This window comes from Paramagnetospirillum caucaseum, from assembly GCF_000342045.1.
Lineage (GTDB): Bacteria > Pseudomonadota > Alphaproteobacteria > Rhodospirillales > Magnetospirillaceae > Phaeospirillum > Phaeospirillum caucaseum.
Window position 1 is genome coordinate 1 of record NZ_AONQ01000106.1, and the last position, 9,615, is coordinate 9,615.

11 protein-coding genes and 1 pseudogene are annotated in these 9,615 nt (G+C 60.7%); 3 read left to right on the top strand and 9 right to left on the bottom strand.

From position 1 onward, the window contains the following. Positions 1–77: 77 nt before the first annotated feature. Positions 78–1,271, bottom strand: coding sequence for a hypothetical protein (locus tag H261_RS21530; protein WP_152427042.1), 1,194 nt, complete (start codon positions 1,269–1,271; stop codon positions 78–80). Positions 1,272–1,416: 145 nt separating this feature from the next. On the opposite strand from H261_RS21530, the gene H261_RS21535 reads away from it, so the two are divergent. The 3 genes from H261_RS21535 (at position 1,417) to H261_RS24205 (ending at position 2,909) form a co-directional block, all read left to right on the top strand. Then, positions 1,417–1,644: a hypothetical protein gene (locus tag H261_RS21535; RefSeq protein WP_008621911.1), complete on the top strand. Its 228-nt coding sequence runs from the start codon at positions 1,417–1,419 to the stop codon at positions 1,642–1,644. Positions 1,645–1,735: 91 nt separating this feature from the next. Beyond that, entirely contained in the window at positions 1,736–2,173 is a 438-nt protein-coding gene (locus H261_RS21540) for a hypothetical protein (RefSeq protein ID WP_008621912.1), read from the top strand. After that, the gene (locus tag H261_RS24205) at positions 2,163–2,909 is read left to right on the top strand and encodes a TIR domain-containing protein (RefSeq protein ID WP_008621914.1); all 747 of its coding nucleotides are present in this window, start codon (positions 2,163–2,165) and stop codon (positions 2,907–2,909) included. The genes H261_RS21540 and H261_RS24205 overlap by 11 nt, the downstream gene beginning before the upstream one ends. 5 nt (positions 2,910–2,914) lie before the next feature. On the opposite strand, the gene H261_RS21545 is transcribed toward H261_RS24205, so the two are convergent. From H261_RS21545 to H261_RS21580, 8 genes and pseudogenes are all read right to left on the bottom strand, one after another. Then, entirely contained in the window at positions 2,915–3,259 is a 345-nt protein-coding gene (locus tag H261_RS21545) for a DUF2190 family protein (protein WP_008621915.1), read from the bottom strand. 3 nt (positions 3,260–3,262) lie between these two features. Next, positions 3,263–3,469 (bottom strand): phage head-tail joining protein, encoded by a 207-nt coding sequence (locus H261_RS21550; protein WP_008621916.1) that lies wholly within the window; start codon positions 3,467–3,469, stop codon positions 3,263–3,265. Then, positions 3,469–5,268 (bottom strand): prohead protease/major capsid protein fusion protein, encoded by a 1,800-nt coding sequence (locus H261_RS21555; RefSeq protein ID WP_008621917.1) that lies wholly within the window; start codon positions 5,266–5,268, stop codon positions 3,469–3,471. The genes H261_RS21550 and H261_RS21555 overlap by 1 nt, the downstream gene beginning before the upstream one ends. Next, the gene (locus H261_RS21560; protein WP_235063012.1) at positions 5,261–6,649 is read right to left on the bottom strand and encodes a phage portal protein; all 1,389 of its coding nucleotides are present in this window, start codon (positions 6,647–6,649) and stop codon (positions 5,261–5,263) included. Before H261_RS21560 ends, H261_RS21555 begins: the two co-directional genes overlap by 8 nt. Positions 6,650–6,711: 62 nt before the next feature. Beyond that, a complete protein-coding gene (locus H261_RS25135) occupies positions 6,712–8,544 on the bottom strand; it encodes a hypothetical protein (RefSeq protein WP_152427043.1) in 1,833 nt (610 codons plus the stop codon). A gap of 144 nt (positions 8,545–8,688) precedes the next feature. Beyond that, a complete protein-coding gene (locus H261_RS24210) occupies positions 8,689–9,066 on the bottom strand; it encodes a type II toxin-antitoxin system RelE/ParE family toxin (RefSeq protein ID WP_008621919.1) in 378 nt (125 codons plus the stop codon). A gap of 12 nt (positions 9,067–9,078) precedes the next feature. Further along, positions 9,079–9,342, bottom strand: a complete 264-nt coding sequence (locus tag H261_RS21575; RefSeq protein WP_008621921.1) for a type II toxin-antitoxin system ParD family antitoxin — start codon at positions 9,340–9,342, stop codon at positions 9,079–9,081. A gap of 68 nt (positions 9,343–9,410) precedes the next feature. Then, a pseudogene (locus H261_RS21580) lies at positions 9,411–9,615 on the bottom strand (phage terminase large subunit family protein); the annotation flags it as partial.

Consider the following 9,615-nt stretch of genomic DNA (forward strand, 5'->3'; position numbering starts at 1 on the left):
GCGATAGGGTGAAAGTCATGTCAACGCCATGTCAACAAATCCCCAGGCGGGCGTTGGCAGCGGGTGGCACCATCGAGTCAGCGGTAGCCAAGCTGTCTTGACTTCATAAGGGCTTGCTTCTCGGCCTCGATCTTTAATGGGGTCGGATGGGCCGGGAATATATCGTGGAAGCCTTTGTGAAGCGTCCGGACCATCTTTGTTACCAAGCCCGCAAGGCGGTGGACATTCTCTTTGGTCTCCCGAAGCGTTTGCTTCGGCCGAACCGAGATGTCGCCACTCTCTTCGATATATTTCTTGTCCACCTCTCCACCTCCGTGTTCGTAGATGTGGCGGCGGTGGAACATCATCGCAGTAAAGTCGATGTCGTCCTGCTGGAAGCCATCGAACACGTCGATGCCAAACAGTTCGTTGATATCGGTGGCCCGGGCACGAATGTCGTGGAACCGCTTGTCTTTGAGGCGATTTCGTCTTGCTGTAGTCATTGGCACCAGCCGAATGAGTTCATCGGCTATTTTTTTCGCTGCTGTATCGAAGGCACTTACCGCGCCCTTGACGCATTCATCTGGCGCTCCACCGCCATTCACTTGTTCGCGTATACGAGCGATGGCCAACACAAGCTCGGCTACATCGTTCCGTGTGCCGCAGGAGGAGCAATAAGCGTACCGGCCGAGGACATCGTTCCAGGCGCCACATGCGCCGCAGATGAACTGGTTCTGCTGGCTTACCTCCGAATAATAGAACCGAGGTCTCTCGGTATCTTCGCCTACCTTATCGGCGAGGGCATCCATATCAATGGTAGCGCTTTCGCCTGCATTCACTGCGCTCTCGATGAGTTCGCAGAACTCTGAGACGTAAGCCCGCTGCCCCAAGGTTAGGAAGGCATGCGTCGGCGCTCGAAGGCCACAATAGGGGCAGGTCAGCGGCCAAGCCGAAGGTGCCCCGCTCGACCGCCAATATTCGCCGCAACTCTCGCACCGGTGGCCGAACCGTCCCTCACTGTCCGAGGCAATAATGAGAGGAAAGCTGCCAGGGACGGGCGGGGGAGGCATTTCCTGCCCCAAGCCCGGCGTCGAAATTGTAGCAACCGGGATTCCCTGAGGTATGGCGTAAATCATGAAGAATGCCGCCGGGCCTGCCGAGGAGTGGCTGTATCCCAAGCTGTAAGCCCTGCTGTCGTCATCGCCGGTCTCGACATCGACCCGCAGTTTTCCACCACAGTGACCGATTTCTCGGAAATCCTTGTTCATTACTGCTTCCTTGATATCAGCCACACCCGACCGCCCCTATTTTTACGGCCAGAACCTAAGTCCTCATTAAAGCAATACGCTGCCACAAAATTCAGTCTCCTGTCTTGGTTCAACTTGATAGTCGAACGCGATCACGCCTTCATGGTCTCCGCAGCTTTGGAAGGCGGTCATGCCCAAGATCAACGATGCCGCCCTCGCCACTTTCGTCGTCAGGAAGGCCGAGATAGACGCCAAGCTGGCTCGTCTCGCGAACGCCAGCGCCGACCACTTCGGATACGCCCCGGACGAGATCAGCTGGGGCCACGTCGGCACCTTCGCGGACCACGCTGCGCTCCTGAAGCGGATCAGCGACGCCGTATTCCGCGAGGGCGAACACGCGATCATCAGCAAAAAATAGAGCCCACATCTTGCGCCGCAATGCAATTTGGACTACATTATCTAGTAACAAGTCTGCCTTGGCGGGCGGGGATCTACATTATAGAGGCATCATGGTGGGGGAACCCGACGATCTGCCCAAGCACCTTGAGCTTATCCAGGACGTGGTTGATCGTCACGCCAGGAATTCGTTCGTGTTGAAGGGATGGTCGGTGACGCTTGTGGCGGCGGTGTTCCTGCTGGCGGTCCGGGGCGCGCAACCTCCCTTGGCTATGATTGCGGGTCTCCTTCCCGCAATTACGTTCTGGGGGCTCGACGCCTTTTACCTTCGTCAGGAACGCATGTATCGCGCGCTCTATGACGCCGTTCGAAAAGCCGCCCCCAACTCATCGGATCGGTTCTGCCTAGACGCTCGGCCATACACGTCAGCTGCACCTTCGTGGTGGGTAACCCTGTTCACGCCATCAATTTTCGCGTTCCACATTACACTGATAGCTGTCGTAATCGGAGCGCTGGCGTTTTTCTCGGTGAGAACTGCCCATGGTGTGTAAAGTCTTTTTCAGCTTCCACTATGACGACGTGGCTCGGGCCAATGTCGTTCGAAACTCCGACGTGATAGCGAGGCAATATGAAAGAGGCGCCCGCTTTTACGACAAGAGTCTCTGGGAAGAAGCGAAAAAGCAGGGGGTGCCCGCGATCAAGCGCATGATCAACGGCGCGCTCGATGGCAGTTCCGTAACCTGCGTGCTAATTGGACAGGAGACTTGGCAGCGGCCTTGGGTGCGCTACGAGATTCTGAAGAGTGTGGCTCGAGGAAACGGGATTCTCGGGGTTCAGATTCACGACGTCGGCTTTGGTTCTTCAGGAGGCCTTTCATCTCTTGCTCAGGCTCTCGCGCCCCAGCCGCCGCAGTTCAGCGGCGGGCTGTTTGGTCTTGGTGCGTTTCCTCCTTCTCGGCCAACGGGTCTTCTTTCCGCTACGTTATTGGGCGGCGATACGTTCGCGTCATCAGCACCGACACCGGGTCCGAATCCGTTCCGTTCCCTCGGCTACACGATTGACCGATCCAGTGGGATGGTGACTTTTCATGAGATCGGGCCTGATAATCAGTGGCGACAATTCCAGAACCTTGATCCAGTTCCATTGACCAGCTTATCGTGGCTGGCCGCCAAGAAGGATGCTGACAACCTCGAAAATCAGTTTCCAGTATACAGCTGGAAACTGAATTCCGGTTACCAGCAGTTCCCTTCTTGGACGGAAGCCGCAGCAAGAAAAGTTGGACGTTGACGCAATCACGCCGCTGCCGTTGCCACTCCATCGAGCCGCACCCGCACAGTGACGGCGCCATTGCCGGCGGCGGTGATGGCAACGCCCACCGGGTACAGCCCGGCAGCGGGCGGGGCGATCACTTTGGCGGCATCATCCCAGGCCACCCAATCGCCAAGCGCGAATACCGTCGCCGGGGCCTTGGGCAGATCATAGACGCCGGTGGTGGCGATTTCCACATTGGTCGCTTCCGGGGCAGTGGTGGCGGCGATGCCGAACAGCCCGCCGACGATCACGCCCTGGCCCGAGGCCACGCCCCCGGTCGGGGCAGGCACGGTGATCATGTGGCCATTCTGGATGAAATTTTTCATGGTCTATACTCCCTTGCTCGAATTGATCCGCACCTGGGTGACGCGGGGGCTGGTGCCGAGGCGGCGCTCCAAATCCGCCAGGGCCGAGGCCATCTCGGAATCCGAGCGGTACTCCACCTTGCGTCCATCGCATTCCACCGTGCGGGTGCCGGCGTAGCGGGCGCGCAGCAGCGCCTCCCGCCAGGCCAGCAGTTGGTCGGTGTCGGCCATTACGCGACCCCCGCATTGGCGTACCAGCCGCGGTGATCAACGAAGCCGGCGCCGAAATCGAGGATCACCCGGATCTCGACACCGTCCACGTCCCAGCCCGACTTGGATTCCACCTGCGGGCCTTCGGCTCCCGACAGGTAGGCGAATTCCAGCCCGTCGATCTCGGCCGGATCGGCGGTGACGTACCACCGGCCGGCGCTGGACAGGCGCGGCTCGACCACCATGGTCAGCGAGCCGGCGAAAGGATTGACGTCGGCCGCCTTGGCCGCCGCTACCGAGGCCAGCCAGCGTTCGGCCTCGGTCTCCAGCGTCGGGGGCACCAGCAGGTATTTGGGCGTCACCCGGATGATGCGGTCCTCGTTGCCCTTCTGGGTGCGCAGAGCCAGACGGGCGGCGGACAGGGTGGTGTCGGAGATCGCCGCCCCCGCTCCCGCCTTGTTGCCATGATCGGCATGGAACAGCGGCTTGTTGTCCGACAGTTTCGGCCCGTTGCCCGAGTTGGCCTCCACCAATTCGACCAGCAGGCGGGCCTCGGTCTCGGCCGCTCCCTGGCCCATGCGGCGGGCGAGGTCGGAGAAGGCGCCGAGGTCGTCGTTGACGATCACCTGGCGAGTGATGCCGATCTTGCGTGCCCAGGTCTCGATCTTGTATGCCTCGCGGGCCTCGGCCATGGTGCCGGCCTTGATTTCGCCGTGCTCACCCAGCTTCTCCAGCAGGGGCGCTTCGCCCAGCATGATCTTGTTGACGGCGCGGAAGTCGCGGGCCGAGGTCTGGCGGCCCAGCTTGCGGATGCCCGAGGGGGCACCCTGATAGGCGGCGCGCAGGGTGCGCCCCACCGTGTCGCCCAGGATGATGCCGAAATCGCTGGTGGTGTGCAGGGCTCGGGTGACCATGGCGGCGGGCGACAGGCCGGTGACGGCGTGGCCCCGCAGGGTGAGCAGTTCCCGCGCCATCTCGGCGCAGGTGGAATAGGCGTAGCGCCGGGCCGGTTCCGAAAGGGCATGGGCCGGATTGATGCGGGCATAGAGCGCCTCGCCCATCTGATGGGCGCGGGTGTCTGGGTCATCGTGGCTGGCGACGTGTTCGACCCGAACCTGCTCGGTGCGGATCGCGGCGCTGCTGCGCTGGGCCAGTTCGCTGAAGGCGGCGCGGCGGGCCTCGTCGGCGCTGGCATCGCGGTCGATCAGGCCATCGACGAAATCCTGCCCCAACCCGGCGACACGGGCGACGGAGCGGATTTCAGCATTGATGGCGGCGCGGGTGTGGACACCATCCCCTTCGGGGATGGTGGTGGCGGCTTCGGGCATTCTCTCCTCCATGCGGATATGGGCGCCGGGATCGGCCGGCGTCGGGACCAGGGAAATTTCGATGGGCGTCCAACGGGTGGCGGTCAGCACCCGCACGCCCTTGTCCAGGCTCTCGGCCCAGTGCTCGACGGTGTAGCCGACCGAGATGTGGCGCAGGATGCCGCTCATGACGTCCTGCCAGACCGGCTCCACCTCGGGCCGGGCGGAGAACTGCACCAGCGCCACACCCTGGCTTCCATCGGCCGAGGCGGACCGGACGGTGCCCAGCACGTCGCGTACCGCGTCCTGGCGATGGGCATCCAGCACCGAGGCGCCGATCAGGCGCGTCAGGTCCACCGCGTCGGGGGCCAGCGACAGCCGTTCCTCGTAGGGGCCGGAGAGGTCGCGGCGGCGGACGCCGGCCCCGGTGCTCCACACCACCTCGGCGGTGCGGGCCTTGGCGTCGATGCTGGCCGGAGCCAAGGTACTGCGGCGGGTGATCAGATCAGCCATTGGGCGCCTCCATGATGAGGCCGAGGCGCTTTTCCCGCTCGCGGTCGGCGGCGATGGCGGCGTCCACGTCCTCGGCGTCATAGCCGCGTTCGGCAATGCTTTGGCTGCGGCTCTTCAGCCCCGCCTTGATCTGCTCGATCTCGGCCCGCGCATCCTTCAGCGGATCGACCCAATCCCATTTGGGCGGCAGCCAGTCGCAGGCGAGGAAGGCGGACGGATCGCGGTCGAAAGCGGCGGCGGGAAGGCGGCCGGCCAGGACGGCGAGCCGCACGAAGCGCTCCCAAACCGGGCGGCAGAACTGATGCACCAGGACCGTGTGCTGGACCTGCTCAATGCGGCGGCGGAATTCCACCAGCCCGGCCCGGATGCTGGAATAGGTGACGCCTTCCAGGTCGCCGGAGACCAGTTCGTAGGGCAGGCCCAGCCCGCTGGCGATGGCCCGGATGTGGGTCTTGGTATAGGCGCCGTAATCGCCGGGATCAGCCGGGTCGGAGAACTGGATGTCGGCGCCGGGCGGCAGCGGGATCAGGCTGCCCGGTTCCATGCCGACCTGGAGCACGCCACCGATGCCGCTGCCGTCGTTGAAGCCGGCCACCGTGCCGTCGGGATCGCGGATGAAGCCGGTGAACAGGGCGGCGACCTTGGCCTTGACCAGGGCGGCATCCTCGTACTGATCGAGTTCGTGGACGCGCAGCAGAACCGGGGCCATCCAGGTGATACCGCGCACCTGCCCAGGCGCCAGCGGCTGGAACAGGTGGGCCATGTCGCTGGTCGGCAGACGCACGGTGTCGAGCGACAGCGGCGCCAGGGCATCGCCGGGGCGATGGGCATAGCAGTGATAGGCGACGCGGCGGCCCGAGGCGGCGAACTCGATGCCGGCCCGGATGCGGGCGCCGCCACCAATATCGCGGTGAAGGTCGAGTGGCACCTGCTCGCGGTCGAGCAGGTCGATGGTCAGGGGCAGGGGGGAAACATCCTCGGCGACGCGCAGGCGGGCGAAGCTCTCGCCGCTTTCGACCATGGCGCGGAAGGCCAGGGCCTGTAGGCCGTAGAAATCGGTCAGGCCGGCGGCGTCAGCCCGATCCGTCCATCGGTCCCACAGGGAATGCAGGGTATTGCGGACCTTGGCGTTGGGGTGGCGCGAGCGCGGCTTGATGCCGGCCCCCACCGCGTTGGCGGCCAGGGACTGCACCGCCGCCGACACCCAGGGATTGTTGCGGGCGTACCAGCCCGCCCGCCGGGCCGCCATCGTTGCTCCCGCCTGGATCGAGCCGTTGAGCCCGTCCACCGTGCGGGCGCCATCCCAACGCCGACCACCGCCAGCCGCGTCAAACGAGCGGCGGCGGTCGAGACCAACGGCACGGAGAAGGGATTTCCACATGCCCTCGATTATCGGAGGCGGCGGATTCCCTGGCTATTCAGAGAGTTTGGGAATGTATGGCATTATAGGTCGTTTATTTTCCGAGGATCCCAACGATCTCCATTTCTAAATCTTTCTAGGGTCTGGTGGTTATCTACAGCTACCAAGTTGGGCTCTCGGCAAAACACCTCAGAATAGCCTGGAAATTTATACTCTGCGGGAACGGGAAACTTGGTTTCCATCACTTGATCGTGAGCGATGTGCTCAAAAACAATAGCCTCCCCACTGGTTTCAAAATATCGCTTTTCCACCTCCATATCCGTCCCGCCGACCCTCTTGATGCTGGCGATGACAGTCTGCATTCGCGTCCCCGAACCGCTGCCAACCTTAATCAGATTATTGTCGGTGCATGGGAGCTTGAAGCGTATCAGGTAGACGAATGATGGCTTCGGAGCATCGAATTCCCCCCGTAACGCTCGGACCAAGTTTCTTGGCGCCCCCTGGGCGCGGCGACTGCATTTCGGGCATCCAGTGCCGCTAAGGTGACTTGTCGGGCTCTGGGTAAAAGGGCCATCAATCAGGCAGATGATTGTTACGTGGTCGTGGGCGCCTTTGTATTCTGTCTGGGAGTAGTCGTAGGTATCCCCGTGAATGGCAATTGCGTTTCTGATGAACGCCTCTGGGGCTTTTCGATTGCCTTCTGCTGACTTCACGTAGCGGCAAACAGGGCAACCCCGCCCTTGGCAGTGTGTCACTGGAGCTTGTTCAAACACACCATGCTCAGGGCAAATTATCGGAACCCTGTCGCTTCCGCCTCTGAACTTCTCGCGTGCCAACGAATAATCGTAAAAATTTGCGTGAACCTCTGATCCGCGACTTATGAACTTGTCAAATGTCATTCGTTGCTGTTCGGCGCGCTCCTCATACGAGCACGCTTCACAACCAGCCCCACGCAGATGCACACCCGCTATCTGTTCAAATGGGCCATGAACTGGGCATGTGATCGTGAGCTTCTCTCGTGCGCCAACGTACTCTGTCTTTGAGTAATCATACCTGTCACCGTGGGCCTCACGGGCTGCTTTGATGAACTTAATAGTATCTTTTTTATGGTATTGCCCCGCATTCTCGTAACCGCACAGTTTGCAGCCTAACCCCTGCAAGTGGTTGGCCGGGGTCTGGAAAAACTCCCCATGTTTTTTGCATATAATGATGACCTTTGAATCGGATTTGACGTACTCTGATTTTGAGTAATCATATCTGTTGCCGTGCACATCATTGGCGCGACTCACGAAATGATCTGTGTTTCCACGTCTACTTAATCCTCTTTGTCGCTTGTTGCATTTTGGACAGCCTCGGCCCTTAAGGTGGCCACTAGATGTCTGGAGAAACTCGCCATGATCTGGGCAACTGAATAGCATTTTTGTATCAGCGTTAATGTAGACGGTTTTCGAGTAGTCAAACCTATCCCCATGCTTCGCCCTTGCCCGACGCAAGAACTCTTTTGTCGAGAGTTGTTTTCGGCCACCGCAAGTTGGGCAACCTGTTCCTGCAAGGTGTGAGCCAGCTTGAACTTGCCAATGACCATGTTCCGGGCAAATTACCGTGAGCTTTTCGCGGGCACCGACGTATTCGGTTAGGCTGTAATCGTAACGGTTCCCATGTAATTTATTTGCTCGTTCTATGAAATCGGCCGAGGTGCCTTTTCGTTTTAAACCAGCGCGATTTTCCCCACATTTGTTGCAGCCGTCTCCTCGCATATGGTTTTTGGGCCTCTGACGGAATTGGCCGTGAATCGGGCAAACTATGACAACAAAGGATGTGCTGGTTACATAATTACTTTTAGAATAATCATATCGGTTGCCGTGGATAATTTTTGAACGTTCGATAAAATCAGCGGTGTTCAGCTTTATCCCCATGACAAATTCTCATTCTCTCACTGATCTGACCGTTCTATGTATTGCTGTCTATTAATTAGTTAGTATTTTTATGCCTGTGGTGTACGGCTGCCTTCGCAGCGGCATTTGGGTCCTTGTTGCGGGTGAGCCAGATATGGATCGGTATCAGTCACCGTTCGTTTCGGTGTTCTTGTTCGCGGAATCGACATGCCGATTTGGCTCGGCCCGATCATGCAGCACGCGCACGATCTCGACGAGTTCGGGTTCGACGACGCGGTAGAAAATCACATGCACGGGATCGCCAACTGGCGCCTCGCGGCTCTCGTTTCGGCTGTGGCGGATATGAAGGCTGCGCAATCCGGCGAGAAGTTCGTCTCGATCCGTAGTCGATAGCCCGTGCGGGGCGGCTGCAATCCGGCGCATCGCCGCCGTCAGCAGGCCGCGATAGCGGATGCGCGCGTCCCTGCCATGCTGCGTCTCGCTGGTGCGCAGGATGGAGGAGATATCCGCTTTCGCGGGACCGGAGAGACGATAACGCGCCATCAATAGCCGAGCCTAATTGGAGGCTAGCTTGTCGAGGGTCGCGTCGAGGTCGGCGTCATCCACCTCGGTGAAGTCGCCGCGATCCAGGGCCTCGGCACCTGCCTTGATCTGCTCGCGCAAGGCCATGAGCTTCAGTTCATCCTCGTTCCAGCGCTGCTGCAATCCGCGCACAGCGTCGCGCATCGCCTCGCTGGCATTCTGGTATTTTCCGGCCCTGACCATCCTTTCAACGAAGGCGTCTTGGTCGTCGGTCAGATTGACGTTTCGAGTGGGCATGGTGAAACTCCCTACGATCCGGGGAGCTTAACGTGGTTGGCAAGGATTGCCAATGACGATCCCGTATACTACCCCATCCACCGCGACCGGATAGGCGCCAGCGCCGGGCGGGTGGCGGGGATCGTGCCCGGCATGACCGGCGCTCCCCGCGTCGGCAGCACCGCCATTGCCGCCGCTTCGTTGTTCAGCCGCAGCCCCATGGCGACGAGACCGTGCAGGGCAGCGGTGGCATAAACGAAGGTGTCCAGCGCCTCGTTGCGCTCGCCGTCCCGC

Excerpts from the sequence above, each read along its gene's own strand:
- H261_RS21535 (WP_008621911.1), top strand. The coding sequence starts at position 1,417 with ATGCCCAAGATCAACGATGCCGCCCTCGCCACTTTCGTCGTCAGGAAG.
- H261_RS21540 (WP_008621912.1), top strand. The coding sequence starts at position 1,736 with ATGGTGGGGGAACCCGACGATCTGCCCAAGCACCTTGAGCTTATCCAG.
- H261_RS24210 (WP_008621919.1), bottom strand. The coding sequence starts at position 9,066 with ATGGCGCGTTATCGTCTCTCCGGTCCCGCGAAAGCGGATATCTCCTCC.
- H261_RS21550 (WP_008621916.1), bottom strand. The coding sequence starts at position 3,469 with ATGGCCGACACCGACCAACTGCTGGCCTGGCGGGAGGCGCTGCTGCGC.
- H261_RS21560 (WP_235063012.1), bottom strand. The coding sequence starts at position 6,649 with ATGTGGAAATCCCTTCTCCGTGCCGTTGGTCTCGACCGCCGCCGCTCG.
- H261_RS21555 (WP_008621917.1), bottom strand. The coding sequence starts at position 5,268 with ATGGCTGATCTGATCACCCGCCGCAGTACCTTGGCTCCGGCCAGCATC.
- H261_RS24205 (WP_008621914.1), top strand. The coding sequence starts at position 2,163 with ATGGTGTGTAAAGTCTTTTTCAGCTTCCACTATGACGACGTGGCTCGG.
- H261_RS25135 (WP_152427043.1), bottom strand. The coding sequence starts at position 8,544 with ATGGGGATAAAGCTGAACACCGCTGATTTTATCGAACGTTCAAAAATT.
- H261_RS21545 (WP_008621915.1), bottom strand. The coding sequence starts at position 3,259 with ATGAAAAATTTCATCCAGAATGGCCACATGATCACCGTGCCTGCCCCG.
- H261_RS21575 (WP_008621921.1), bottom strand. The coding sequence starts at position 9,342 with ATGCCCACTCGAAACGTCAATCTGACCGACGACCAAGACGCCTTCGTT.